Annotated in this window: 29 protein-coding genes and 1 riboswitch; of the genes, 8 read left to right on the top strand and 21 right to left on the bottom strand. The window is 62.5% G+C overall.

What is annotated here, in order from left to right; all coding sequences use genetic code 11:
- From MHM88_RS03615 to MHM88_RS03625, 3 genes are all read right to left on the bottom strand, one after another.
- Positions 1-351 (bottom strand): LapA family protein, encoded by a 351-nt coding sequence (locus tag MHM88_RS03615; protein WP_239360074.1) that lies wholly within the window; start codon positions 349-351, stop codon positions 1-3.
- On the bottom strand, positions 352-639 hold the full coding sequence (gene ihfB / locus MHM88_RS03620) for an integration host factor subunit beta (protein WP_239318961.1): 288 nt from the start codon (positions 637-639) through the stop codon (positions 352-354).
- 269 nt (positions 640-908) lie between these two features.
- The gene (locus MHM88_RS03625; RefSeq protein WP_239360076.1) at positions 909-1,184 is read right to left on the bottom strand and encodes a hypothetical protein; all 276 of its coding nucleotides are present in this window, start codon (positions 1,182-1,184) and stop codon (positions 909-911) included.
- A 287-nt stretch (positions 1,185-1,471) separates the two neighbouring features.
- Here MHM88_RS03625 and MHM88_RS03630 point away from each other — a divergent pair, with 287 nt between their 5' ends.
- Both MHM88_RS03630 and MHM88_RS03635 read left to right on the top strand, forming a co-directional pair.
- Positions 1,472-2,386, top strand: a complete 915-nt coding sequence (locus MHM88_RS03630) for a glutaminase (RefSeq protein ID WP_370687460.1) — start codon at positions 1,472-1,474, stop codon at positions 2,384-2,386.
- A gap of 114 nt (positions 2,387-2,500) precedes the next feature.
- Positions 2,501-3,178 (top strand): metal-binding protein ZinT, encoded by a 678-nt coding sequence (locus MHM88_RS03635; RefSeq protein WP_239360080.1) that lies wholly within the window; start codon positions 2,501-2,503, stop codon positions 3,176-3,178.
- 115 nt (positions 3,179-3,293) lie between these two features.
- Here MHM88_RS03635 and rpsA read toward each other — a convergent pair whose 3' ends face one another.
- The 12 genes from rpsA to ybeY form a co-directional block, all read right to left on the bottom strand.
- Positions 3,294-4,970 (bottom strand): 30S ribosomal protein S1, encoded by a 1,677-nt coding sequence (gene rpsA / locus MHM88_RS03640; RefSeq protein WP_239318954.1) that lies wholly within the window; start codon positions 4,968-4,970, stop codon positions 3,294-3,296.
- 444 nt (positions 4,971-5,414) lie between these two features.
- On the bottom strand, positions 5,415-5,735 hold the full coding sequence (locus tag MHM88_RS03645; RefSeq protein WP_239360082.1) for a hypothetical protein: 321 nt from the start codon (positions 5,733-5,735) through the stop codon (positions 5,415-5,417).
- A gap of 186 nt (positions 5,736-5,921) precedes the next feature.
- Positions 5,922-6,551, bottom strand: coding sequence for a nitroreductase family protein (locus MHM88_RS03650; protein ID WP_239360091.1), 630 nt, complete (start codon positions 6,549-6,551; stop codon positions 5,922-5,924).
- A gap of 191 nt (positions 6,552-6,742) precedes the next feature.
- Positions 6,743-7,354: a (d)CMP kinase gene (cmk, locus tag MHM88_RS03655; protein WP_239360100.1), complete on the bottom strand. Its 612-nt coding sequence runs from the start codon at positions 7,352-7,354 to the stop codon at positions 6,743-6,745.
- 93 nt (positions 7,355-7,447) lie between these two features.
- Positions 7,448-8,800 carry a 3-phosphoshikimate 1-carboxyvinyltransferase gene (gene aroA, locus MHM88_RS03660; RefSeq protein ID WP_239360102.1) on the bottom strand — a complete coding sequence of 451 codons (1,353 nt, stop codon included), beginning with the start codon at positions 8,798-8,800 and terminating at the stop codon, positions 7,448-7,450.
- 258 nt (positions 8,801-9,058) lie between these two features.
- Positions 9,059-9,829: a tRNA (guanosine(46)-N7)-methyltransferase TrmB gene (trmB, locus tag MHM88_RS03665; RefSeq protein WP_370687450.1), complete on the bottom strand. Its 771-nt coding sequence runs from the start codon at positions 9,827-9,829 to the stop codon at positions 9,059-9,061.
- Between the two features lie 121 nt (positions 9,830-9,950).
- Complete coding sequence (locus tag MHM88_RS03670) at positions 9,951-10,334, bottom strand: hypothetical protein (RefSeq protein WP_239360104.1); 384 nt, start codon at positions 10,332-10,334, stop codon at positions 9,951-9,953.
- A 66-nt stretch (positions 10,335-10,400) separates the two neighbouring features.
- Positions 10,401-11,063 carry a hypothetical protein gene (locus MHM88_RS03675; protein ID WP_239360105.1) on the bottom strand — a complete coding sequence of 221 codons (663 nt, stop codon included), beginning with the start codon at positions 11,061-11,063 and terminating at the stop codon, positions 10,401-10,403.
- A gap of 186 nt (positions 11,064-11,249) precedes the next feature.
- Entirely contained in the window at positions 11,250-12,431 is a 1,182-nt protein-coding gene (gene metK, locus MHM88_RS03680) for a methionine adenosyltransferase (protein ID WP_239360114.1), read from the bottom strand.
- Positions 12,432-12,439: 8 nt separating this feature from the next.
- A riboswitch (SAM-SAH riboswitch) is annotated at positions 12,440-12,489 on the bottom strand.
- A 53-nt stretch (positions 12,490-12,542) separates the two neighbouring features.
- Positions 12,543-14,075, bottom strand: coding sequence for an apolipoprotein N-acyltransferase (gene lnt / locus MHM88_RS03685; RefSeq protein WP_239360116.1), 1,533 nt, complete (start codon positions 14,073-14,075; stop codon positions 12,543-12,545).
- Positions 14,072-14,974, bottom strand: coding sequence for a hemolysin family protein (locus MHM88_RS03690; protein ID WP_239318939.1), 903 nt, complete (start codon positions 14,972-14,974; stop codon positions 14,072-14,074). Before MHM88_RS03690 ends, lnt begins: the two co-directional genes overlap by 4 nt.
- 22 nt (positions 14,975-14,996) lie before the next feature.
- On the bottom strand, positions 14,997-15,509 hold the full coding sequence (ybeY, locus tag MHM88_RS03695; protein WP_239360123.1) for an rRNA maturation RNase YbeY: 513 nt from the start codon (positions 15,507-15,509) through the stop codon (positions 14,997-14,999).
- Positions 15,510-15,586: 77 nt separating this feature from the next.
- On the opposite strand from ybeY, the gene MHM88_RS03700 reads away from it, so the two are divergent.
- A complete protein-coding gene (locus MHM88_RS03700) occupies positions 15,587-16,066 on the top strand; it encodes a GNAT family N-acetyltransferase (protein ID WP_239360124.1) in 480 nt (159 codons plus the stop codon).
- A 93-nt stretch (positions 16,067-16,159) separates the two neighbouring features.
- On the opposite strand, the gene MHM88_RS03705 is transcribed toward MHM88_RS03700, so the two are convergent.
- The 4 genes from MHM88_RS03705 to miaB all read right to left on the bottom strand — a co-directional run bounded on the left by MHM88_RS03705 (position 16,160) and on the right by miaB (position 19,957).
- Entirely contained in the window at positions 16,160-17,176 is a 1,017-nt protein-coding gene (locus MHM88_RS03705; protein ID WP_239360125.1) for a PhoH family protein, read from the bottom strand.
- A 220-nt stretch (positions 17,177-17,396) separates the two neighbouring features.
- Positions 17,397-17,702 carry a hypothetical protein gene (locus MHM88_RS03710; protein WP_239318934.1) on the bottom strand — a complete coding sequence of 102 codons (306 nt, stop codon included), beginning with the start codon at positions 17,700-17,702 and terminating at the stop codon, positions 17,397-17,399.
- An 11-nt stretch (positions 17,703-17,713) separates the two neighbouring features.
- Positions 17,714-18,280, bottom strand: coding sequence for an OmpA family protein (locus MHM88_RS03715; RefSeq protein WP_239319213.1), 567 nt, complete (start codon positions 18,278-18,280; stop codon positions 17,714-17,716).
- Positions 18,281-18,634: 354 nt separating this feature from the next.
- Complete coding sequence (gene miaB, locus MHM88_RS03720) at positions 18,635-19,957, bottom strand: tRNA (N6-isopentenyl adenosine(37)-C2)-methylthiotransferase MiaB (RefSeq protein ID WP_239360139.1); 1,323 nt, start codon at positions 19,955-19,957, stop codon at positions 18,635-18,637.
- Positions 19,958-20,119: 162 nt separating this feature from the next.
- On the opposite strand from miaB, the gene MHM88_RS03725 reads away from it, so the two are divergent.
- Positions 20,120-20,989 (top strand): glycosyltransferase family 2 protein, encoded by an 870-nt coding sequence (locus tag MHM88_RS03725; protein WP_239360141.1) that lies wholly within the window; start codon positions 20,120-20,122, stop codon positions 20,987-20,989.
- A gap of 87 nt (positions 20,990-21,076) precedes the next feature.
- Here the strand turns inward: MHM88_RS03725 and MHM88_RS03730 are convergent, their stop codons facing one another.
- The gene (locus MHM88_RS03730; protein ID WP_239360152.1) at positions 21,077-21,874 is read right to left on the bottom strand and encodes a phytanoyl-CoA dioxygenase family protein; all 798 of its coding nucleotides are present in this window, start codon (positions 21,872-21,874) and stop codon (positions 21,077-21,079) included.
- A gap of 92 nt (positions 21,875-21,966) precedes the next feature.
- Between MHM88_RS03730 and MHM88_RS03735 the strand changes: the two genes are divergently transcribed.
- Positions 21,967-22,875, top strand: a complete 909-nt coding sequence (locus MHM88_RS03735; protein WP_239360154.1) for a LysR family transcriptional regulator — start codon at positions 21,967-21,969, stop codon at positions 22,873-22,875.
- 5 nt (positions 22,876-22,880) lie between these two features.
- Here the strand turns inward: MHM88_RS03735 and irrA are convergent, their stop codons facing one another.
- On the bottom strand, positions 22,881-23,297 hold the full coding sequence (gene irrA, locus MHM88_RS03740; protein ID WP_239318929.1) for an iron response transcriptional regulator IrrA: 417 nt from the start codon (positions 23,295-23,297) through the stop codon (positions 22,881-22,883).
- Between the two features lie 229 nt (positions 23,298-23,526).
- On the opposite strand from irrA, the gene fabA reads away from it, so the two are divergent.
- The 3 genes from fabA (at position 23,527) to MHM88_RS03755 (ending at position 26,147) form a co-directional block, all read left to right on the top strand.
- Positions 23,527-24,036 carry a bifunctional 3-hydroxydecanoyl-ACP dehydratase/trans-2-decenoyl-ACP isomerase gene (gene fabA, locus MHM88_RS03745; protein ID WP_239318928.1) on the top strand — a complete coding sequence of 170 codons (510 nt, stop codon included), beginning with the start codon at positions 23,527-23,529 and terminating at the stop codon, positions 24,034-24,036.
- Positions 24,037-24,117: 81 nt separating this feature from the next.
- On the top strand, positions 24,118-25,347 hold the full coding sequence (gene fabB, locus MHM88_RS03750; RefSeq protein WP_239360156.1) for a beta-ketoacyl-ACP synthase I: 1,230 nt from the start codon (positions 24,118-24,120) through the stop codon (positions 25,345-25,347).
- 5 nt (positions 25,348-25,352) lie between these two features.
- Positions 25,353-26,147: an enoyl-ACP reductase gene (locus MHM88_RS03755; RefSeq protein ID WP_005676343.1), complete on the top strand. Its 795-nt coding sequence runs from the start codon at positions 25,353-25,355 to the stop codon at positions 26,145-26,147.
- Positions 26,148-26,155: the final 8 nt, after the last annotated feature.

Consider the following 26,155-nt stretch of genomic DNA (forward strand, 5'->3'; position numbering starts at 1 on the left):
TCAGGAGGCGTCGTCCAGCAGCGCGAGAACCTCGTCCTTGCCTTCGTGCTTTTGCCGCTTCAGGCGTTTGACTTCGCGCGAGAGTTTCTTGACTTCACCATGTTTGACCCGGGCTTCGCGCCGGTGCTTGTGCTCGCGCAGGTATTCCAGCACGTAGCCCAGCGCCACCCCAAGGGCCAGACCGCCCAGCACCACCACAAACAGCGGCAGGGTGATGGAGGGATTGAACCCGACCAGCTCCGCCAATGCCTCCGGCATTAGCTTCAGGTTCACAAACCCACGATTGGCGAGGCTGACAGAGACCAGAACAACAGCCAGAACGCCCCAGACGGCATAGCGGATGTAACGCATTTACTCTTCTTTTCCGTTCAATCGATCACGGAGCAGCTTGCCCGTCTTGAAGAAGGGCACGTGCTTCTCCTCAACATGAACCGTCTCACCGGTGCGAGGATTGCGTCCAACCCGAGCATCACGCTTCTTTACAGAAAAAGCGCCAAACCCCCTGAGCTCGACCCGGTCCCCCCGCGACATGGCTGTGGTGACCTCCTCAAAGACCGTGTTGACGATCCGCTCCACATCCCGCTGATACAAGTGCGGGTTTTCGTCTGCAATCTTCTGGATCAGTTCCGAACGGATCATGTAGTGGCCCTCCCAAAGCCCGTGTCTGACACATAGGGTACGTGAACTATAGGAAGAAAGTTGTTCAGCGAAAACAGGTTAGGCAGGGGCTTGAGGCCAAAATCATCGACTGTCGGCTGATTTGAGCGGAGAAACACGCAATTTCACAGGCGCCATCGTCTCCCGCCGCACAAGTTTCAGGCAAACCGGCTGGGAATGCTGCATCCGCGAAGTTATTGATTCGCAAGCCTTCACCGGCAGGAGATCGCGGCGCGCAGCTGCGGCCCGGATCAATGGGCCGGGCTGCATCGCGCCTCATACGCGGTGCCACCGGTTTCGGTGTAGGGCTGCCCCCGGAACCGGCTCAGCCGCATTGCCTTTGCACGACAGGCGGCCTCGACCTCGCCGCGCACATCCCCCTCGGACCAGCCCGGACCATATCGACCTGATACCTTATAGGTCGCGCCATCGCGTGCCAGGTTCATACTCATGGACTCCGGCGCCATCGGGGCGGCACAGCCGGCAAGGGCAAGGACCACCAACAGTCGGATCGGTTTCGTCTTCATCAGTCGCATTCCTCACAGCCTCCGGGACGCGCCCCTGCCCTGTTGTTCGGGCGGACGGGCTGTTTCCTGCATCTGCGCCATTGATGCGACATCTTCGGCGCAAAATCTACGTTGCCGATGTGGAACGCCCCGGATCGAGGGCGAGTGCTCTTCCCTTGCGGGCTGCGCATCCCACCTATCCGCGCCCCCCTCGACCTGAGCAACTGCACCACCGTCAGCGCAAACAGGCTTTGCCTCTCCCCGGTGGCTCGCCTATGGCTGGGCACATGGGAGAACGAGACACGCAGATGATGGATTTCGACGGTATATTGCAACAAATCGCAGCCGAGATGCAGGCGCAGGCCGACCGCGGCGCGGTCGCAAGCTATATCCCCGAGCTTGCCAACGTCGACACCGGCCAGTTCGGCATGGTGGTCGCCTTGGCCGATGGCCGCAGCTTTGCCGTGGGCGACGCCGATACCCGGTTCTCGATCCAGTCGGTATCAAAGGTTTTTACCCTGGCCCTTGCGTTGGGGCGTCTGGGCGAAGACCTGTGGCGCCGGGTCGGGCGAGAACCCTCCGGCCTGCCCTTCAACTCGATCCTTCAGCTCGAACATGAACACGGCATTCCCCGGAACCCGTTCATCAATGCCGGCGCCCTGGTGGTGACCGATGCCATTCTGGCCGGCCATGCCCCGCGCGAAGTGCTCGGCGAGATCCTGCGGTTCATCCGCGCCGCTGCCGAGGATGAGAACATCCATATCGATGAGGCTGTTGCGCGATCCGAGACGGAGCATGGCAATCGCAACATGGCGCTCAGCCACTTCATGGCAGCGCATGGTAATTTCGAAAACAGCCCCGAGCTCACCTGTGGCACTTATTTTCACCAATGCGCGATCGAGATGACACCGCGCCAGCTGGCCATGGCGGGTCGATTCCTTGTGGGGTCACCGGATTTGCCGACGATGATCGCACGAGATCGCGTGCGCCGGATCAATGCGCTCATGCTGACCTGCGGGCATTACGATGGCTCGGGCGATTTTGCCTATCGGGTCGGGCTTCCGGGCAAGAGCGGCGTGGGGGGCGGCATTCTGGTCATCGCCCCCGGGCGCGCATCGATCGCTGTCTGGTCTCCCGGCCTCAACCGCCATGGCAATTCGCAACTCGGAACCCTCGCGGTAGAGCGCTTCGCGCAAGAGACCGGCTGGTCCGTCTTCGGCTGAGCGGATCCCCTGTCCATGGCGGCAAGGGAATGGCCAACCGGTTGCTATTGCAGGGCCGGAGCACCTCCAATAAGTGTTACGTTATTACATATGAATCACAGAGGATTATTCCACATGCCCACCCTCTCTCGCACAAGCATCGCCTTGCTGAGCGCGGCCACCCTGGCATTCTCCGCCCCGGCCTTCGCCGGCTCCGGACACGACCACGACCATGATCACGCGCATGAACACGATCATGCACATGAGCACGCGCACAACAAAGAGATCTACAAAGGGTATTTCGAAGACGAACAGATCCAGCCGCGCACCCTGGCCGACTGGCAAGGTGACTGGCAATCCGTCTATCCTTACCTCGTCGACGGGACGCTGGATCCGGTGATGGCGCATAAGGCCGAGCATGGCGACAAGACCGCCGCCGAGTATCGCGCCTACTACGAGACCGGCTATGCAACCGATGTGGACGCCATCCGCTTTGACGGCGACACGGTGACGTTCACGGCCGGCGAAGAAAGCTACAGCGGCACCTATGTGTCCGACGGTTACGAGGTGCTGACCTACAAGAAGGGCAATCGCGGCGTTCGCTACATCTTCAAAAAAGACAGCGGCGACGACAAGGCACCGACTTACATCCAGTTCAGCGATCACCACATCGCGCCGAAAGCCGTGTCGCACTACCACCTCTATTGGGGGGATGACCGTGCCGAGGTTCTGGAAGAGCTGACCAACTGGCCGACATATTACCCGGCAAGCTACAGCGCCGACGACATCGTGCACGAGATGATCGCACACTGAACCTGACATTCCGGGGTTCCGCCTGACCGGCGGCTCCCGCCCTGGACGTCTCGCACACACAAAAAAGCCCCGCAGGATCGCTCCTGCGGGGCTTTCTGATCTCTGTCAGAGCGGCTTATTCGCTCTTCAGCGCTGCGCCAAGGATATCGCCGAGGGACGCGCCGGAGTCGGAAGACCCATACTGTTCGACGGCTTCTTTCTCTTCTGCGATCTCGCGTGCCTTGATCGACAGGCCCAGACGACGGGTCTTGGAGTCGATGTTGGTGACGCGCACGTCGACCTTGTCACCGACCGAGAAACGCTCGGGGCGCTGCTCTGCACGGTCACGGGACAGATCGGAGCGGCGGATGAAGGACTTCATGCCTTCGTATTCCACTTCGATGCCACCGTCTTCGATCGCGGTCACTTCCACGGTCACGATGGAGCCACGCTTCACGCCGCCAACGGCGTCTGCGAACTTGTCACCGCCCAGCGCCTTGATGGAGAGCGAAATGCGCTCCTTCTCGACGTCCACTTCGGAGACAACGGCCTGAACCACGTCGCCTTTGCGGTAGTTCTGGATCGCATCTTCGCCGCGCTCGTCCCAGGACAGGTCGGAGAGGTGAACCATGCCGTCGATGTCGCCTTCGAGGCCGATGAACAGACCGAATTCGGTGATGTTCTTGACTTCGCCTTCGACCTGAGTGCCCTCGGGGTGTGTTTCTGCAAACACTTCCCACGGGTTGCGCATGGTCTGCTTGAGGCCCAGGGACACGCGACGCTTGGCGCCGTCGATTTCCAGAACCATGACGTCCACTTCCTGCGAGGTGGAGACGATCTTGCCGGGGTGCACGTTCTTCTTGGTCCAGGACATCTCGGAGACGTGGACCAGACCTTCGACACCGGGCTCTAGCTCAACAAATGCACCGTAATCGGTGATGTTGGTGACGCGACCCTTGTGCACGGAGGCCAGCGGGTATTTGGCGCCAACCAGATCCCACGGATCTTCCTGCAGCTGCTTCATGCCGAGGGAGATACGGTGGGTCTCTTTGTTGATCTTGATCACCTGGACCTTGACGGTCTCGCCGATGGACAGGATCTCGGAGGGGTGGTTCACACGGCGCCATGCCATGTCGGTGACGTGCAGCAGCCCGTCAACACCGCCGAGGTCAACAAACGCACCGTATTCGGTGATGTTCTTGACCACACCCTCGACCGCCTGGCCTTCGGACAGGTTGCCGATGACTTCGGCACGCTGCTCGGCGCGGGACTCTTCGAGGATTGCGCGACGGGACACAACGATGTTGCCACGACGACGGTCCATCTTCAGGATCTGGAACGGCTGCTTCAGACCCATCAGAGGGCCTGCGTCGCGCACGGGGCGGACGTCAACTTGCGAGCCGGGCAGGAAGGCCACGGCGCCGCCGAGATCGACGGTGAAGCCACCCTTGACGCGGCCGAAGATCGCGCCTTCGACGCGCTGATCGTCTGCGTATGCTTTTTCCAGGCGGTCCCATGCTTCTTCGCGGCGCGCCATCTCGCGGGAGATGACAGCTTCGCCACGGGCGTTTTCAGCCGCGCGCAGGTAGACTTCGACTTCGTCGCCAACGGTGACGTCTGCCGCTTCGCCGGGATTTGCGAATTCTTTGAGCTCGACGCGACCTTCCATCTTGTAGCCGACGTCGATGATGGCCTGACCGGCCTCAATGGCAATGATCTTGCCTTTGACTACGGAACCCTCTTCGGGGGTGTCCATTTCGAAGCTTTCTTGCAGGAGGGCTTCGAATTCCTCCATCGATGTGTTTTGAGCCATGTGGTCTCAGGTTTCCTTTTCAAAGTTTTGCTGGCCGAGTGGTTGTCTCCACCGGTCTGAACGGGGTTGGTCGGTCCGAAAAGCGGTACGCAAACGAATCGGGAGCCACAAACAAACACAAAGGGCCGAGGTATGCCCCGACCCTGCTCCGACTGTCCTGGTGCGTTTTCGCATCTCTGTTGACAAGGCGCTGTATAGGCGGTTTTGGCCTTGCTGGCAAGGGGCATCGCAGGATGCATCTCGGAGGAGACAGCGCCTGACCTTGAGGAGGCGAGAAGCGCCACCGCGTGGCGAAGGTCAGAAGAGAGTCATCCTTCCGAGCGGGCCGGGCATTGGCCGCGGCATCGCCTTTTTCCGAGCGGGCCGGGCGTCCGGGACTTTGTTACCGTCGGATCAATCGGTATGTCGAACTGCTTGGGCGACAGAGCACGACAGGGGGGGACTTCATGGAAGGTACTCTGGAGCGGCGATCTGTAAGAAACCGAAAACACAAAATAGCATCAAGACGCTAACTGCGACGTATCCAATAGCTTTTGCCCACTTTCGCCGTAACTCGGGAAAAATCTCACCTGCGATAAAACGACCAAAGGTATTGTTCACGCCATGCGCGTTGGCCAAATCTTTCGATGGGCTAGGCGCACCATCCCAGTCCGATACACTGAACAAGCTGAAAATGACCTTTGCCTGCCAAAATAACGCCACTCCGAAAGCGACCACGGCGTTTGCAAACAGCAAATATAAAATGGCGACTACGACGACCGACATGAAAACAGACTAGTCGCCACTGGCGAGATATTCAATTCGCATTGCGGACATTGGTACATCATGCAGCATCAGTGACTATGGACTCGTTCCTGCCGCTCACCGATCACAATTCGACGCGGCTTGCCCTGAAACACAAAAGGGCGGAGCCTCACGGCCCCGCCTCTTCCTTGTCCCCTCGGTTCCGGATCAATCGATCTCGGTGACCAGCGCCGACTTGGCCTTGCGAACCTTCGGCATTGGCAACAGCCAGTCGCCCTCTTCCTGGCGATACCCGAGCGGCAACAGAACCTTGGACCGCAGCCCCTTGGATTTCAGGTCGAGGATCTCATCCACCTGCTCGGGGTCAAAGCCCTCCATCGGGGTGCTGTCGACGCCCAGCTCGGCTGCTGCCGCCAGCGCAAAACCCAGCGCGATATAGGCCTGATGCGCCGCATGCGCCGCGTTCTGCTCTGCCGGGCGCGGCAGCAGCATGTCCTTGAGGTTGCTGTAATAGGCCTGAAGCAACTCCGAGTCGCCGCGTTCCTCCACCATCTGCGCCACCACCGCATCAATCCGGTCTTCGGTGTAGTTGTCCCAGGAGGCAAAGACCAAGAGGTGGGACCCGTCGGTGATCTGCGCCTGATCCCAGGCCACGGGGCGGATCGCCTCGCGGATCTCCTTGTTGCGGATCACAAACAGCTCAAACGGCTGTACGCCGCTGGAGGTCGGCGCCATACGGATTGCTTCGACAATCTGCGCAACCAGGTCTTCCGGGACCGTTTTAGAGGGATCCATCTTCTTGGCTGCATAGCGCCAGCTGAGCTTTTCGAGAAACATCGGTCAGTCCTTTTTGATCGGTATGGCAGGTCACATAACAACTGAACCGTTCGGTTCAAGTATCTATTATCTCGACGTCGAGATTTAATTATGTGCCATGCGATCCGGTTTCAACCCGTCTGTCTCTAGGTGAAATGAAAAGGCGCCCCTGCAGGGGGCGGCACACGCAGCAATGAGGCGCGGTGACCGGCTCAGGCGCCCCGGCGGGCCTCCACCAGAGCAATCGCCTGCCCCACCGCCTCGTCAATGCTGAGGCTGCTGGTATCCAATGTCACCGCATCATCGGCTGGTTTCAGCGGCGCTTCGGCCCGGTGCATGTCGCGCTCGTCCCGCGCGCGGACATCTGCCAGCACCTCTTCAAGCGTGATGATCCCGCCGTTGCCGGTCAACTCCCGGAACCGGCGCGTGGCGCGCACTTCGGCGCTGGCGGTGACAAAGAGCTTCACCTCCGCCTCCGGGCAGATGACCGTGCCGATGTCACGCCCGTCCATGACGGCACCGCCGGAGCGGCGGGCGAAAGCGCGTTGAAAATCCACCAAGGCCGCCCGCACTCCGGCAATCACCGCAACCTTTGATGCGGCCTGGGCAACCTCGGCGGTGCGCAGATCCGTGCGATCCAGGTCCGTCACCTCCAGCGCCCCGGCGGCGGCAACCGGCTCGGCCCCGTCCAGCATCCGCGCGCCGACCGCGCGGTACAGCAATCCGGTGTCGAGATGCCCAAAGCCGAAGTGCGCCGCGACCGCCTTCGAAATGGTGCCCTTGCCCGCAGCTGCGGGGCCATCAATTGCAACGGTAAAACTCATCAGACCCTTCTCCTCACAGCAACTTGGGCTGGCGATGCCACCCCCGGCAGGCGGCGCTGGCCTCCTCCGGGAATTTTCTCGACAGGTGGTATATCATTGATTGTCGCGGCTGAGCTTCGCCCCGAGTTCTCCCATCAGCCGTTCAAAAATCGGAAAGGACGTGGCAATGGGGCTGCCGTCATCGACGGACACCGGGTTTTGCGCGCCCATCCCCATCACCATGAAGGACATGGCGATGCGGTGATCCAGGAAGCTCTCTGCGGTTGCGCCGCCCTTGACGCCATCGGGGCCGCACCCTTCCACGCTCCACCAGTCTTCGCCTTCATCAACGGAAACACCATTTGCACGCAGGCCGCGGGCCATGGCGTCGATGCGGTCGCTCTCCTTGACGCGCAGTTCCTTGACACCTGCCATCATGGTGGTGCCTGTGGCAAAGGCCGCGACAACCGACAGCACCGGATATTCGTCGATCATGGAGGCGGCGCGTTCGGGTGGCACCTCGATCCCCTTCATGTCGGGAGAATATCGCGCGCGCAGATCGGCGACCGGCTCGCCGCCCTCTTCGCGCGGGTTCTCGAAGCTGAGGTCGGCCCCCATGTCCTGGAGCGTGTAGAACAGGCCGGCCCGGGTCGGGTTCAAACCGATGCCGGGAACCAGCACATCTGATCCGGGCGTGATCAGCGCCGCGCACACCGGGAAGGCGGCAGAGGATGGATCGCGCGGGACGGCGATCACCTGCGGCTTCAGTTCCGGCTGACCGGTGAGGGTGATGACCCGCCCCTCATCCGTGGTTTCGGTGGTAATCGTTGCGCCAAAGCCTGCCAGCATCCGCTCCGAATGGTCCCGGGTGGCTTCGCGTTCGATCACAACGGTCTGGCCGGGGGCGTTGAGACCGGCGAGCAAAACGGCAGATTTCACCTGCGCCGACGGCACCGGCACCTCGTAGCGGACCGGAATCGGTTCCGCCGCGCCAACGATGGTCATCGGCAGGCGACCGCCTTCGCGGCCCACCGATTGCGCCCCAAACAGGGCCAGCGGATCGGTCACGCGCGCCATCGGCCGCTTGTTTAACGACGCATCCCCGGTGAAGGTTGCAGTGATCGAGGACGTCGCCATCGCGCCCATAATCAAGCGCACACCGGTGCCGGAGTTGCCGCAATCGATCACGTTCTCCGGCTCGGCAAAGCCGCCGACACCGACCCCAAAGACGGACCATTCGCCGCCGCCATGATTGATGACCTCTGCGCCAAACGCCTGCATCGCCTTGGCCGTATCCAGAACGTCCTCGCCCTCCAGAAGACCGGAAACGCGGGTTTCCCCCACCGCCATCGCGCCGAGGATCAAGGCCCGATGCGAGATCGACTTGTCCCCCGGAACATGGGCCTCGCCCTTGAGCGCAGTGGCGCGGCGGGAGGTCATCGGGATGGGCGTACCGTGGCCGGACATGGCAGTTCCTTTCTGAGCAGTCGGTTGCAAGGCTGTTAGCGCAAGACGCAACGGTCGTCCATCGTCAAGCACCTGACCACATGGCGCAAAGTCCAAGGTGTTGCGCTTTGCTCCGCAAATCGCGGTGGGGCAGGCCGCGCCTCCGGCGCGGCCTGCCGGGCCCAACGGGAGCCCGTGCATTTCATATGCAGGGGCGACAGGCGGGAGCGCCCCCGTCTCCGGAACAGCAACCGGGCCCGGGCGCCACGGTTGGACCCGCTACCCCTTGCGGCGGAAGGTGAGGTAATGCGGCGTGCGCCCCTCGCGCAGTGCCTTTTGTTCGTAGCGGGTCGAGATCCAGTCCGCCCAGGGCTGGCGCCAGTCGGACGGCCCGTCCGCAAGCCACTCAAATCCGGCCTTGGGCACTTCCTCCAGGGTCTGACGCACATAATCCGGGATGTCCGTTGCCACGCGAAACAGCGCGCCGGGCTTCAGCGCACGAGCAAGCGGTTCGAGGTGCTCGGGCGTTACAAAACGGCGACGGTGATGGCGCGCCTTGGGCCAAGGGTCCGGATACAGAAGAAACGCCCGCGACAGGCTCTGCTCCGGCAGCACATCCATCAGATCCCGGGCGTCGCCGGGGTGTACGCGCACATTGTCCAAACCCGCTTTGCGCAGCTTCCCCAGCAGCATCGCAACCCCATTCACATATGGCTCTGCGCCAATGATGCCGACATCCGGGTTGGACTGGGCCTGGTGCACCAGATGTTCGCCGCCGCCAAACCCCACTTCGAGCCAGACCTCGCGCCCGTCAAACAGGCGCGCGAGATCCAGCGGCACCCGATCCGGGTTTTCGTCCCAGCCGACAGCTCCCGGGCTGAGCCCAGGCAGCATCTCGTCGAGGTCCCGCACCTGGTTTGGCTTCAACTGTTTGCCTTTGAAGCGCCCGTAGAAGTTACGCCAGGGCGCACCGGAGGCATGCTTGTCCGCCGCATCCATATCTTCGCTACGCGCAGCAGCCGCGCCGGCCGGGGCATCCTTGTCTGACATCGGGGCTGGTGTCCTCTGAGTGATGGCGGGTATCGCGGATGCAATAGAGCCACCTGAAACATCGCGCTTCCCTGTGCCGCAGAGCAAGCCCGCCGTCAAGTCGCCCGCCATCGTGCCGCCCTCAGTCGTCAGCCATGGCGTCGGGGCCGCTCCTGTCTTGCTCGGCCGCGTCCTCCCAATGGAACCAATGCAACAACCGGTGTGCGACCGGTGCCACGATGAGCCCAGACACCGCCAGCGCGACAAATCCGCTATAGAGCGCAAACAGGCTGACAAACACTTGCGCCTGCGTGGTACCCGGCATCTGCACAAGCCCCAGGCCGCTCACCAGCGTCGCGGCGTGCAGCAGCGCCTCCGAGAGCGCGATCTGCTCCAGGTGCATCAGGATCAATGCCCCCGCCGTGATCGACCCCACGACCAGGGCCGCCGCCGCCCCGACATGCCAGCCCATCCGGCGCAGGAACCGATCTCGCGAGATCGGCGGGGTGCGGCGCGTTTCATACATGAACCCTGCCCCCCAGCACCGCAGGCAGGCGCTGGCTCTGCCGCGCAATCAGCGCAACGCAGCTCCTCACGGAGCCTCCTCGCGCAAGACACCTGCCGCGATCAACCGCAGACGCGAGGGATACCACTCATCTCCCGAATCCACCTGCAAGGTCTCGATGGCAAACTCGGCCTCGACCCCGCGCCTCAGCATGTAGCGGAGATACTCATACATCTCACGCTGGGTATCTTCGTAGATCCAGGACCCAAAAACAAAGGGGGTATCCCAGCCCCGGCTCTGACGCAGGTCGTCATAATAGCTCTCGACGGCCCCGGGTGACCAGGAGCGGCGGTGAAAGCCGATCTTGGACCCCAGCGTCATTTGCCGCCGCGCCCCGGCGAGAAAGATGTCGACGCAGGCGCTCACGCATTCTCCGTCCACCTGCGTATCAAGCCCGTAGTCGGCGATGATCCAGGCGATCTCGGAACTGGCGTAGATGCTGCCACCGCTGGAATTCAGGCGCAACATGCTGACATCGGGGTGCGCCTGCAACAGGGCGCGGACCCGGTCGATGTCCTCGACCACGATCTCTCCCGGCTGGTCCTCGCCCCCCACCTCGGTGTCAAAAATCAGCGTCTCACCTGCCACACGCAGGCGCTCCCCGCCAGGATCAAGCGCCACTGCCGGGAGCGCCATCCCCACAAGACACAGAAAGCTGAGGACAGATGCCGGACGGAAACGGGTGGTCATTTTGGAAATACCCCTGATGAAACCTATCGCCCCCTGCATAACGCCGTCGCCCCCGGCCATGCCAGTTCCTTTTCTCCCCTCAGCCGCACGCACCGAGCAACCGCAGGCAGGGGACCAAACGCCGCGCGCAGAAAAAAGGGCGGGATAGCCCGCCCTCCTTCACTTGGATTGAATTGCCCGACCGTTTCAGACGGCCGCCTTCAGCGCCTCGGTCAGGTCGGTGCGTTCCCAGGAGAACCCACCATCCGCTTCGGGCGCGCGACCAAAGTGGCCATAGGCAGCGGTACGCTGGTAGATCGGCCGGTTCAGCTCCAGATGGGTCCGGATGCCGCGCGGCGTCAGGTCCATGCACTGACGCACAGCTGCCTCGATCCGTTCATCTGGGACGGCGCCGGTGTCATGCGTGTTCACATAGATCGACAGCGGCGCGGCGACGCCGATCGCATAGGACAGCTGCAAGGTGCACTTATGTGCCAGCCCGGCGGCAACGATGTTCTTGGCCAGATAGCGCGCGGCATAGGCGGCGGACCGGTCCACCTTGGTCGGATCCTTGCCGGAGAAGGCACCGCCGCCATGGGGAGCTGCGCCGCCATAGGTGTCGACGATGATCTTGCGCCCGGTCAGCCCGGCATCCCCATCCGGACCACCGATCACGAATTTTCCGGTCGGGTTCACGTGCCAGACGGTGTTGTCGGTCAGCCACCCGTCGGGCAGGGTTTCGCGAATATAGGGCTCGACGATGGCGCGAATGTCGTTCGACGTCAGGGTCTCGTCCAGATGCTGGGTCGACAGCACCAAAGAGGAGACTTCGACAGGCTTGCCATTCTCATAGCGCACCGAGATCTGAGACTTCGCATCCGGGCCCAGCACGGGCTCGCTGCCATTCTTGCGCACCTCGGCGAGGCGGCGCAGGATCGCGTGGGAGAACTGGATCGGCGCCGGCATCAGCGCATCGGTCTCATCGGTTGCAAACCCGAACATGATCCCCTGATCACCCGCACCTTCGTCCTTGTCGCCAGAGGCATCGACACCCTGGGCGATATGAGCGGACTGCTCGTGCAGGAGGTTCGTGATCTCGACAGTCTCGTGATGGAACTTGTCCTGCTCGTAGCCGATATCCTTGATACAGGCGCGCGCGATCTCGTCGATCCTGCCCATATAGTCCTTCAGCTTGGCCTGATCGGCCAGCCCGACCTCGCCGCCGATCACCACGCGATTGGTGGTGGCGAACGTCTCGGCAGCGACACGCGCCTCGGGTTCTTCGGCGATCAGCGCATCCAGAACGGCATCGGAAATCCGGTCACAGACTTTGTCCGGGTGACCCTCGGAAACGGATTCCGAGGTGAAGGTATAGGTAGTGCGGCTCATGAGAGATGTGCTCCATTGAATGTAAGACCGCCACGCCAGGAAGCCGTTGTGGCGGCAATCGGAACGCAGTACGCGCGTTCATGATCTTGGTCAATCTATAGCTTGAAGAGATTAAGCAAGTGTTTGCCGGCGTTTCATGCCCAGACGTGGCAGCGCTGCGACACCTGTCAGCAGCAGGGCCAGGACCAATGCCGGCCAATCGCCGCTGCGGCTGTAGACCGTCGCCGGCAAGGCAGCAGGCAAGCGGGCGTCGAGATATCCCGCGGTGTCAAGCGCCAGGCTGTCGCGGATCTGGCCATAAGGTCCGATGATGGCCGAAATCCCGGTGTTGGCCGCCCGCACCATCGGCAATCCCTGCTCTGCCGCCCGCAGTTGCGCCTGCACGAGATGCTGATAGGGGCCGGAATAGCTCCCGAACCAGGCATCATTGGTGATCAGAACAAGATAGTCGGGGCGGTCCGGCGCGGCGTTCACGTCCTGCGCAAAAACCGCCTCATAGCAGATCAACGGCAGCGCCCGGCCGGCGGTCGTATCAAGAAGCCTGCGTTGCGTGCCGGGCGCATAGCCACCGCGGACGCGGGAGGCGAGGCCGAAGACGCCGAACCGTTCCCAAAGCGCCGGGAGCGGCATGTATTCCCCAAAGGGCACCAGATGCATCTTGTCATAGATGTCGAGCGCCTCTCCCTCTGCACTCATCACCACGGCAGAGTTCATGTAGCGACCGTTTTCCTGCCGCTGAATGCCATAGATCAGCTCCGCCCCTCCCGCGGCCTCGACCAATGCCGGGCGCAGGTCGGCGATGTAATTCTGCAAGGTGGGGATCGCCGTCTCCGGCCAGATCACCAGATCTGGCCGCCCCCCTGCCGCCAGCCCGTTGGACACCGGGGCGGCCGTGAACTCCAGCATGCGCTGCACAAAGGTCCAGCGCTTCTCCGGCATCCATTTTTCGGACTGCGGTGCATTGGGCTGCACAAGCCGGACCGTTTGCTCGGTCAGGGGCAAGCGACCACCAAATTGTCGGCCATCCGGCATCCAGGCCACCGCGCAGATCACGACCAGTGGCGGCGCAAGCGCGACCACTGGCCGGCGCAAGACCAGCACCAGGGGCAGCACGCACAGCAGCAACAGGATCGCAAACCCGTGCGACCCGACCCACGGCACCGCTCGCAAAGCCAACTCCCCCGGCATGGCAAGCTGCGCCATCCCGGCCCACGGGAACCCCGTCAACACATAGGCGCGCGCCAACTCGGCGAGGCTCCAGCAGCCGATCAGCGTGAACATCCGCCAGTCTCCGCGCCCCAGCCGTGCAGCCCCCCAAAAGGCCACAGCCCAGAACAGTGACAACCCGGATGCCAGCAGCGCCAGCGCAAACGGGGCCATCCACCCGTAGGTGGCCGCATCAACCTGAAACGGCTCCAAGATCCAGGACAGGCCAAAACCGAAGTAGCCACAGCCGAACAGCCAGCCGATCCAGCCGGACCGACGCGCGGCCCCGGCATGAAGATACAGCAACGCCACGCCCAACAACGCCAATGGAGCCGCCCAAACCGCCGCCACAGGCGCTAACCCCTGCGCGAGGATCGCGCCCGCAACAAAGGCCGGCATCAGCGCTGCCACAGGCCGCACCGCACGCGCCAGCTTCATTCGGCGGCGATGCCCGGCAAGCGCACCCGCAAACGTTTGATCCGGCGCGGATCGGCGTCGATCACTTCGAACTCGGGACCTTCGGGATGCTGGATCACCTCCCCACGCGCCGGAACCCGGCCAGAAAGCATGAACACCAGCCCCCCAAGCGTATCGATCTCCTCGCCGTCCACATCCTCGTGCTGCGTCAACGGAATGCCGATCTCGCCCTCGAACTCACCGAGCGGCGTTCGGGCCTGCGCCACATAGCAGCCGGGCTTTTCCTGCACCCAGGTCTGATCCTCGCCACTGTCGTGTTCATCCTCGATCTCGCCAACGACCTGTTCGATCAGGTCCTCGATCGTCAGCAGCCCGTCAACACCGCCGTATTCGTCGATCACCAACGCCATATGCCGGCGCTCTGCCTGCATCTTGGTCAGCAACACACCAATCGGCATCGACGGGGGCACAAACAGCAAGGGGCGTACCATACGCGCCAGCTGGAAATCGTCGTTCTCGCAATCAAACCCGTAGGTCAGTGCCAGATCCTTGAGGTGAACAAACCCCAGGGGCGTATCAAGCGTGCCCTCATAGACGGGGATGCGGGTGAACCCGGTGTCGCGGAACACCTGCACCAGTTCATCGCGCGAGATGGTCACCGGCACGGCATCGATCTCCGCCGTGGGAATGGCGACGTCCTCGACCCGCAAACGGCGCAGGTTCATCATGCCCGGTGGCGGGTCCGCCAATACTTCTTCGGTCCCGTTTTTGGGAGCCTCGTCTTCAGCGGTCTGGGAGAAACTCCCCAAAATCTTGCTCAGGAACCCGGGCGTCTCCGCCCCATTCAGCTTCGGCTCCGTCGCTTCAATATCCTGCAGCGCGCCATGCGCTGCGTTAGAACTGCCTTCTATATCGCCCATTGATCCATTCCAAAAAGGCCGCCTACGGCCCGTCCTCTATGATATATGGGTCAGGGATACCCAGTTTGCCAAGTATCCCGACTTCCAATCTTTCCATAACCGTGGCGTCGCCGTCACGAATGTGATCATACCCCAAAAGATGCAAGGTTCCGTGAACAAGCAGATGGCGGATATGATCCTCGGGCGGTTTTTGCGCCAGATCGGCTTCTTTCATGCAGGTTTCATAGGAAATCGCGATGTCGCCCAAGGCCGCGTCGCCCATGAAATCCACCTCCGGCGACGCAGGCTGACCGCCCTCCTCCGCGGCGGCAAGCTCCTGCGCAGGCCAGCTCAGCACGTTGGTCGGCTTTGGCTTGTCGCGAAATTCGGCATTGAGATCCGCAATCCGCGCATCGTCACAGCCCAGCACAGTGATTTCCCAGTCCTCAGCCGGCAGCTCCAGATACGCAAGCGTGGCCGCCACGGCGACTTCTGCCTGTTTATTCAGCGCCGCCGCATCCCAGCGGGCATCTTCGATCACAACATCCAATATCATACTGCCGCCATAGCTTGACGCGGCTGGGAAAAAAAGAACCTTTCCCCCTGCACCCCGTCACAAGAAAGCCCCCGCCGATGACCGCCCGCTTCGACATCCGCCCCGCAGATCCCGCCAGCCCCGCGATCCGGCCGCTGCTGGAGGCGCATCTGACACATACATCACATACCAGCACGCCGGAGGCCTGCCACGCGCTGGATCTTGCGGGCCTGCAAGCGGCGGACATCCGGTTCTATGCCGCCTATGACGGTGACGTCGCCGTAGGGTGCGGCGCGCTGAAGGATCTCGGGGCGGGGCGAATGGAAGTCAAATCCGTGCATGTTGCCTCCGCCGCCCGCGGACGCGGCTTCGCCCGCGCCCTGATGCAGAGGCTTCATGAGGTTGCCGCGCACTCGGGCGCCCAAGTGCTGCTGCTGGAAACCGGCTCCGACCAATTGCCGCCCTTCGACGCGGCCCGCGCCCTCTACGAGCGCCTCGGCTACCAATACTGCGCCCCGTTCGGCAACTACAAAGCCCACCCCGAGAGCGCTTTTATGCGATACGACCTTGCAGACTGAGCCCTTCAACTTCTCTTAAATATCCTCGCCGAAGGCATCTGCCTTGCCCGCAACCACCACCGGCCGCGGCAGGGGCGCAGCGCACAGGCGCACTCAGCCGGAGATTTCGTCCTTGTCGTAGGCCTCGATGATCGCCGCCACCAGCGGGTGACGCACCACGTCCTTGGCGGTGAAATAATTGAACGAGATCTTGGGGATCGGCGTCAGCAGGCGTTCGGCATCCTGCAAGCCCGATTGCACCCCGCGCGGCAGGTCGACCTGAGAGCGGTCACCAGTGATCACCATGCGCGACCCCTCACCCAAACGGGTCAGGAACATCTTCATCTGCATGGTGGTGGCGTTCTGCGCCTCATCCAGCACCACAAAGGCATTGGAGAGCGTGCGCCCACGCATAAAGGCCAGCGGCGCGATCTCGATGGTCTTTTCTTCCTTGAGCTTGGCCAGCTGCTTGCCCGGCAGGAAGTCATTCAGCGCATCATAGAGCGGCTGCATGTAGGGGTCGACTTTCTCCTCCTGGGTACCGGGCAGGAAGCCCAGACGTTCGCCCGCCTCAACCGCCGGACGACACAGGATAATCTTGTCCACATGCCCCTGAATGAACATCGAGACCCCAACGGCCACGGCGAGATAGGTCTTGCCCGTCCCTGCCGGCCCGATGCCAAAGGCCATCTCGTGTTCAAAGAGGTTCTTTACATAGACCTTCTGCGCGTCGGTGCGCGGCTCCACCAGTTTTTTGCGGGTCTTGATCTCGACCTTGCCGCCCGAGAACATTTCAAGCTGGCTGTCAGGGCCTGCGTCGCTGTCTTCGTCCGAGCGATCCAGACGGATTTCCCGGTCGATATCTTCACGCTCCACCGGGCGGCCGCTTTCAAGACGCTCATATAGGACCTGCAACAGCTCACCGGCCTGCTGGCGCAGTTCCGCATCGCCATGCACAAGCAACTGATTGCCACGTCGCACAATCTGCACGCCCATGCGTTGCTCGATCTCGGCGAGGTTGCGGTCAAATTCGCCGCACAGCTCGATCAGTAGTCGGTTGTCAGGAAATTCCAGCAGCACTTCGGGTGGCTGGGCGTGCTCGGAGGACGGGGGCAGAACACTGGTGGCCAAACGGCTCTCCTGTTTTGGTATTGCCCTGCCAGTCTGCCCCCGAATGCCCTGTGCGCGCAAGGGCTCGCCCGGATCGGCGGCCTCAATTTCACGCAACTGAAACAATTTCCCGGCAAAGCTCCGCCGAAGTCCCGCAGACGCAGGAACGCCAGCCCCGTTCGGCTGGCGTCAACGACCATCGATGGTCGGGCAGGCGACGGGTCGATCCGTCAGCGCCGCGTCAAATCGCGTCGGAGAACTGCGATCCCGCCTTGAACGGCCCGCTCGCGGTGTTGCGCGGCAGCTCGCTGTTGCACACAGGTTTGCCATCCGGTGTCAGGCGCGGATCCATGTACCCCTCGACACCATCGTCGATAATCCAGTGCTCACAGCCCTGCGGATCGACCCAGATGCCGGCGCTCAGGCCGGCCAGATCGCCATTGCCACCGTCAAAGATGTTCTGGTCGCGGGTCTTGTCGGACACATCACCACAGGCCGCGACAGCAAGAGCAAGCGCCAGGGCGGAAAATCCCTTGAGAATTGTCATATTTTGCCCCCTCAGCGGCTGATGCAGTAGATTTCGACACGGCGATTCTGTGCCATGTTTGCAGCGCCCCGGTTGGGTACCCGGGGGCTGCGCTCGCCATAGGCGCGCACGTCGTCGATGCGCGCCCCGACAGAGCGCGCAACCCGCGCCACCGCATCGGCCCGACGCTGGGACAGGGCCATGTTGTATTCATCCGACGCCCGGCTGTCGGTATGCCCCGCAATCACAAACGCGCGCGTGCCTGGCATGGTCTTCTGAAACCACTCCTGAAGACGCTTGCGCCCGGCCGCGTTGATTCCATGCTGATTGGTCGGAAAGAACTGGTCCGTGGGCATCATGCCGCAGAGGCGGCCGCGTCGACAGACGGGTTTGCCATCCGGCGTCATATGAGTGGTCATATACCCTTCCGCGCCATCATCCATGACCCAGTGCTCGCATCCATCGGGATCGACCCAGATCGTGGGGACATAGCGCTCTACCCGGATCGGATTTTCATCCTGCGCAACCGCGGATGACACACCCGCGAGCGAGACGGCGATCACAGCGCAAGCGAGGGCCGCGCTGGCTTTGCCTAAAATTCGTTTCAACACAACAGGCTTCCTTCAGTTGGCCCACTTCAGAGAGCGTCCTTCTGGCCTCTCCGGTCCTAATTACTTCACCAGTTTATGCTAATTTTCCCTGAATATCCGGGACTTAAAGGGGAAAAATTCCGCCCAAAGGGCGATTCTGAGAAACAGTCCCAAACCCGGCCAGCGATTGCCCACGCCGCGCGGCCAATCGATCATAAATTCGAAAATATGAATGACACCCCGGCAGACCCTGAGTCGCGCGGGCCTGCCTCGCGTCCCAAGCACAGCTGCCTAACACACAGAGGGGCGCTGCCACTGCCGGGCCGCGCCCCCATACACTGCGCCCCGAGAATAGCCGCGCGCTTAGTCGATCAGCTCGCCGGCCAACGAGTTGGCGCCCGAGGACACAATCCGAACCCGGCGCAGATCGCCGACCGCGGCGTCGCAATCGGCCACATGCACCGCGTGGAGGTAGTCGGACTTGCCGACCATCTGCCCCGGAAAGCGGCCCTGCTTTTCGAACAGCACACCAAGCTCACGGCCGACCATGCTGTCCTGCACCTCGCGTTGCTGACGGGTCAGCAGAGCCTGGAGCCGCTGCAACCGGTCGTCGGCTTCCTTGGGGTCCACCTGCGCGCGTTCTGCCGCTGGCGTGCCGGGACGTGTGGAGTATTTGAAGGAATAGGCGGTGCCGTATTTCACTTCTTCCACCAGATCGAGCGTCGCCTGAAAATCCTCTTCGGTCTCTTCGGGGAAGCCTACGATGAAATCGCCGGAAATCAGGATGTCGGGGCGTGCCGCACGGATACGCTCGATCAGGCGGATGTAGCTCTCGGCAGTGTGGCTGCGGTTCATCCGCTTCAGGATCTTGTCCGATCCCGCCTGCACGGGCAGATGCAGATAGGGCATCAGCTTGGCACAGGTGCCATGGGCCTCGATCAGGTCATCCATCATGTCATTGGGGTGCGAGGTGGTAAACCGGATGCGCTCCAGCCCGTCGACCTTGTCGAGCTCCCAGATGAGCTGCGCCAGCGTCATATCCCCGTTGGGGCCCGCGCCGTGATAGGCGTTGACGTTCTGACCGAGCAGGGTGATTTCGCGCACGCCGCGCTCCACCAGATCCTCGGCTTCGCGCAGGATACGGTCGGCAGGGCGAGAGACTTCGGCCCCGCGCGTATAGGGCACCACACAGAAGGCACAGAACTTGTCGCAGCCCTCCTGCACGGTCAAAAACGCGGTAGGGCCGCGTTTGGCCTTGGGGCGGCGTTTCAACTGCTCGAACTTGTCTTCCTCGGGGAAATCGGTGTCGAGCACCTTTTCACCCGCGCCTGCCTTGGCTTCCATCTCGGGCAGTCGGTGATAGCTCTGCGGGCCGACTACCAGATCCACCAGCGGCTGGCGGCGCATGATTTCCTCGCCCTCGGCCTGGGCGACACAGCCCGCCACGCCGATCTTCAGGTCAGGTTTCTCGGCCTTCAGCCCCTTGAACCGCCCCAGTTCGGAATAGACCTTCTCGGCGGCCTTTTCGCGAATATGGCAGGTGTTCAGCAGGATCATATCCGCGTCATCCGGCGACTTGGTCTCGACATAGCCCTGCCCGCCCAGCGCTTCCGACATGCGTTCGCTGTCATAGACGTTCATCTGACAGCCGTAGGTCTTGATATAGAGCTTCTTGGGCGCGGACATGGCGGGGCTACCTTCTAGGGACGGAGGGCGGGCGTGGAAACAGCGGCTGCGCATAGCGCGAATTCCGACCGCTTGCAATGGCGAGGCGTTTACCCGATTTTACCGTCAAAGACCAGACAACGCGCCGGATGTGAACCGGGACAGAACACAAGGATCGCGCCGATGATGTATGCCTCCCTGGAGGATTTCCTACAGACCGGCAAACCGCTGCTGCGCAAGGGGCCGGTGGCGTTGATCTTCATCGAGGACGAGGTGGAAATCGCCACCACGCTGCGCCATCACCTCAACTGTGGCTTCAAGCAGGTGGTCGCCCTGATGCCCGATGCCTTTGCCCTGCCGCCGGATGTGGAGGCACTTGTCCACCGCGTTCCCTATGATTGCACGCCGCCGGAGGCGGTGACCGACGCGGTGAACAAGGTGATCGCAGCGGCGACCCCGGGCTGCTGGCTCTATTACTGCTACAACGCCGAATATCTGTTCTACCCGTTCTGCGAAACGCGTTCCGTGACCGAGATGCTGAGCTTTCACATGGAAGAGCGGCGCGCCGCGATGCTGACCTATGTGATCGATCTCTACGCCGGCGACCTGACCGCGCATCCGACTGCGGTTTCGATCGAGGATGCCTGCCTCGACCGCTCCGGCTATTATGCGCAGGGGCGCAAGGATCCGACCACCGGAGAGCCGCGTGATCGGCAACTGGATTTCTTTGGCGGTATCCGCTGGCGGCACGAAGAACATATCCCCGAGGCCAGCCGCAAGATCGACCGCGTCGCCCTGTTCCGCGCTGACAAGGGGCTGGTGCTGCACCCGGACCACACGTTCAATGCGCAGGAATACAATACCTATGCCTGCCCCTGGCACCACAATCTGACCGCGGCGATCTGCTCCTTTCGGGCTGCCAAGGCGCTGAAGCGCAACCCGGGCTCCACCTTCGACATCAAGAGCTTCAAATGGCACAATTCCGCACCGTTTGAATGGCACTCCCGGCAGTTGCTCGACCTGGGGCTGATGGAGCCGGGACAGTGGTTCTAGACCGCTGAACACCATCGCCGCTCCACCCAATCCCTGCGGACCTGAGCGACGTTGCGCACCGACGCAAGGGGAGCGCCTCCCCTGCCCCTAGCGTTGCAACAGCACCGGGAACCAGTCTTCGCGCAGGCGCTGCCCCGGAACCATGTCATGCCCCGGAAAGGGCGGTGAGGTCGGTCCCGGACGCTCCACATAGCGTGCATCCGCCCCCACCAGCCGCAGGGAGAACGCGCGCCGCCGCTGCGCGGAGGTGTTGCCGCGAGCGCCGTGCAGGGTGCGATAGTTGAAGGCAACCGCGTCCCCCGGCTCCATCTGCCACTCCAGCACCCGCATGCCCTCGGCGTCCGGATCGGGCACGGGAATGTATTGCCCCTCATCGGGAAAGAACCCCTGTTCGGATACCCAGCGGGTGGGCAGCACTTCCTTTTCCCAGCGATGCGATCCGGCGACACAGCGCAGCGATGCCTCCCGCACCGGGTCAAGCGGGGACCAGAAGCTCACGGTCTGCTGTCCCTCGACAAAATAATAGGGACCATCCTGATGCCAGGGGGTCGCCATCGAGGTGCCCGGCTCCTTGACCAGCACATGGTCGTGAAACATCTGCACTCGGTCCGAACGCATCAGATCGGCCGCGACCTCCGCCACCGGCGCGGACTCGATCGCGGCGGCGAACTCCGGGATGCGGGTCCAATTGCAATAGTCGTCAAAGAAACGCCCGCTTTCGCCGGCCTTTTCGTTGTTGGACGCATAGGGGCCCGGCTGCGCCATATTCGCGGCCACGCCCGCGCGCAGCAGATCCACCTGATCCTTGAACAGCCCCTTGATCAGGACCGCACCATCGCGCTGAAACGCCTCAACCTGATCCTCGCTCAGCATCGCATGTGCCATGATCGCTCTCCCTTGATGATCGCTGTCGGCTGGATCTTCTGTGCGCCTGAATATAAATTCAAATCATAGTTATCTAAGACACCATTTCACTGATGTTATACCTTACACTTCGGCACTACGAATATGTCACCGCCATCGCGCGTCACGGCAGCCTGTCGGGCGCCGCCCAGGCCCTGCATGTCAGCCAGCCCGCGCTGTCGACGGCGCTGTCGCGGATCGAGGCGCATCTGGGGCGGGTGCTGTTCCTGCGCCGCAAGGGCGCGCCGCTGGAACTGACACCGGCAGGGCGGGATTTCGTCGCGGGCGCGGATTCCCTGCTGGCAGAAGCCGCGCGGCTCGAACAGGCCGGCACGGCGGCGCAGCCGCCGCTGTCCCTCACCATCGGGTGTTTCAGCGACCTGGCGCCCTTCCTGATTCCCCGGGCGCTCGGCCTCCTGCGCGCGACCCTGCCCCTGGTGCAGCTCGATGTGTTCGAGGGTGGGTTTGAGGCGCTGATTGCCGCGTTGAAGGCCGGCACCTGCGACCTGGCACTGACCTATGACCTCGGACTTGATTCGAGCATCACCCGGACGCCGCTCTATCAGGTCACGCCCCGGGCGCTGATGCCGCCGGATCACCCGCTCGCCCAACAGCCGGACACCAATCTGGCCGCGCTGGCAGAGCTGCCCCTGATCCTGTCGCGCGACGGTCTGTCCAGCGCCCATATGATGCAAATGTTCAAATCCGCGGATCTGGTGCCGCAGGTTGCCTATCGCGTGGCGTCGCTCGAACTGCTGCGCAGCATGGCGGCACGCGGCGAAGGGGTCGGACTGGCCTACAGCCTGCCCGCCAGCGACACCACCTATGATGGCATGCCGCTCGCCAGTCGCCCGGTACGTGATCCGCAGGCCACGGAATCCGTCGTGCTGAGCTGCCACGCCACCCCCGTGCCCGGATCGACAACGGAACGCGCCATGTCAGCGCTGGCCAGCGGCCTGGCCGCGAATTCCGATTTAAGTTGAGAGGCTTACTTCTTGCGCAGGCGGATGACCACATCCACCGAGGCGATCTCCATCCCCTCGGGCGGCTGCGGCAGGGACTGGATCACCAGCTCCTCGGAAGGAGCATCGGTCACGCGGCCCTCGCCTTCCCAGTAGTAATGCGGATGGTCGTGCACATTGGTGTCGAAGTAGCTCTTGGAGCCGTCCACGGTGATTTCCTGCAACACGCCGGCATCACAGAACGCCCGCAGCGTGTTGTAGACCGTGGCCAGGGACACCGCAGCGCCATCGTCCTTGGCGGCATCAAACAGGCTTTCGGCGGTGACGTGCCGGTGCTGACCGTCGCCCACCAGCAGCGAGGCCAGCGTCACGCGCTGGCGGGTCGGGCGCAGGCCCGCCTCCATCAGCCACTTGTTGGCGTTCTCTTCATGGGTCGGTGTCATGATCACCTTCCTACCGTTCACTGCTACCGGGGCCTTATAGGATAGAATACTGCCCTTTTTCAAACGGATTTGCAAAGTGGGCATGCGACACGAACGCGGCACCGTCCCGGATTTGCGGCGCGGACCCTCGCACCTGCGGCAACGCGCTGCCCTTGCAGGATATGTAAACGCGGTGCTAATGGGGGCAGTGAACAAATATCAGACCCCACAGGCAGGAGTTGCCCCGCACATGACCCAATATCCCAGCAGCTTTGACAAGGAAGACCTGCTTAAATGTGCAAGAGGCGAGCTGTTCGGACCCGGCAATGCGCAGCTGCCCGCGCCGCCCATGCTGATGATGGACCGCATCACCGAAGTCAGCGCCGATGGCGGCGAGCATGGCAAGGGCCATATCCTCGCGGAATTCGACATCACCCCGGACCTGTGGTTCTTTGACTGCCACTTCCCCGGCAACCCGATCATGCCCGGCTGCCTTGGCCTCGACGGCCTGTGGCAGCTCACCGGCTTCAACCTCGGCTGGCGCGGCTGGCAGGGGCGCGGCTACGCGCTTGGCGTTGGTGAGGTCAAACTGACCGGCATGGTGCGCCCGGATCGCAAAATGCTGACTTATCGCGTCAATTTCACCAAAGCCGTACAGACCCGCCGCTTGACCATGGGCGTCGCAGACGGGATCGTGGAAGCGGATGGAGAAGTGATTTATCAGGTTAAGGATATGAAGGTGGCCCTCTCCGAGACCTGATCCGCCCTCCGGATCAGCTTGGGGCTTCGGGCCCATGATGCGGGGTGCGCCCCCTTCACACCAGTTACAGGAGTACGCAACATGCGTCGCGTCGTCGTCACCGGCTTGGGGATCGTTTCCTCGATCGGGAACAATGCCGAGGAGGTCATCGCCTCCTTGAAGGCCGGGAAATCCGGCATTGTCGCCAGCGAAGAGATGGCCGAACACGGCTTTCGCAGCCAGATCGCGGGCACGCTGAAAATTGACCCGGCCGAGCATGTGGACAAGCGCACCCTGCGGTTCATGGGTCCGGGTGCCGCCTATGCCCATATCGCCATGAGCCAGGCGATCGCGGATGCGGGCCTCGCGGACGATCAAGTCGTCAACGAGCGTACCGGCCTTGTGGCCGGCTCTGGCGGGCCATCGACCTCGTCGATGCTGACCGCGCATCAGACCGTGTTGAAAACCGGCGCAACCAAGCGCATCGGCCCCTTTGCGGTGCCGAAATGCATGTCCTCCACGATCTCCGCGAACCTTGCGACCGCGTTCAAGATCAAGGGCATCAATTACTCGATCACCTCGGCCTGCTCCACCTCGCTGCATTGCATCGGCAACGCCGCCGAGCAGATCATGATGGGCAAGCAGGACGTGATGTTTGCCGGTGGCGGCGAGGAGCTGGACTGGACCCTGTCCTGTCTGTTTGACGCCATGGGCGCGATGTCCTCCAAATACAACGACACGCCCGAAAAAGCCTCCCGCGCGTTCGATCAGGACCGCGATGGGTTTGTGATCTCCGGCGGTGGCGGCATTGTGGTGCTTGAGGATTTGGAGCATGCGCTGGCGCGTGGGGCCAAGATCTATGCCGAAGTAACCGGTTTTGCCGCGACCTCCGACGGTCACGACATGGTGGCCCCCTCTGGCGAGGGCGGCGAGCGCGCTATGCGCCTGGCGCTGCAAACCCTGCCCGAAGGCCGCAAGGTTTCCTACATCAACGCGCATGGCACCTCGACGCCGGTGGGCGATGTGGGCGAGGTCGAGGCCGCCCGTCGGCTGTTCGGCGCGGGCAATGTGCCGCCGATTTCCTCGACCAAATCCATGACCGGCCACGCACAGGGTGCCGCCGGCGCGCTGGAGGCGATCTTCTGCCTCCTGATGCTGGACAATGATTTCATCACGCCGTCCATCAACGTCGACACCCTTGCCGAGGGCATCGAGGAGGGCGAAGTGGCCACGCAATATGTTGAAAACGCAGGACTCGACAGTGTCATGACCAACAGCTTCGGCTTTGGCGGCACCAACGGGTCCATGGTTCTGAGCAAGTACAAGGATTGACGACCGTGACAGGAGTATTGGCCGGCAAACGGGGCCTGATCATGGGGGTGGCAAACGACCGCTCCATCGCTTGGGGGATCGCCAAGGCGATGCATGAGGCAGGGGCCGAACTGGCCTTTACCTATCAGGGTGAAGCCTTTGGCAAACGTCTGGAGCCGCTCGCGGCCTCTGTGGGCAGCGATTTCATGGTGGATGTGGATGTCACCGATGATGCCTCGCTCGACACCGCGTTCGAACAGCTGAGCGCGCGCTGGCCGACGATTGATTTTCTCGTCCACGCGATTGCCTACTCGGACAAGACCGAACTCACCGGCCGGTTCATCAACACCAGCCGCGCGAACTTCAAGAACTCCATGGATATCTCCGCCTATTCCTTCATCGAGGTGGCGCGTCGCGCCTATCCGTTGATGCAGGAAAACGGCGGCGGCACCATGATGACGCTGACCTATGGTGGCTCCAACCGGGTGACGCCGAACTACAATGTGATGGGTGTGGCCAAGGCCGCGCTGGAAAGCGCCACGCGCTATCTGGCCAATGACCTCGGCCCCGATGGAATCCGCGTCAATGCGATCTCTCCCGGCCCGATGAAAACGCTCGCCGGGGCTGCGATCGGTGGTGCGCGCAAGACCTACAAGCACACCGAGCAGAACGCCCCCTTGCGGTCCAATGCCACCCTTGAGGCGGTGGGCGGCACAGCGGTCTATCTGGCCTCGGATGCAGGGGCCTACACCACCGGTGAGATTATCCGCGTCGATGGCGGCTTTCACATCCTTGGTATGCCGCAGCAAGAACACCTCTGATTTCAATT

This window comes from Epibacterium sp. MM17-32, assembly GCF_022348205.1.
Classification (GTDB): Bacteria; Pseudomonadota; Alphaproteobacteria; order Rhodobacterales; family Rhodobacteraceae; genus Epibacterium.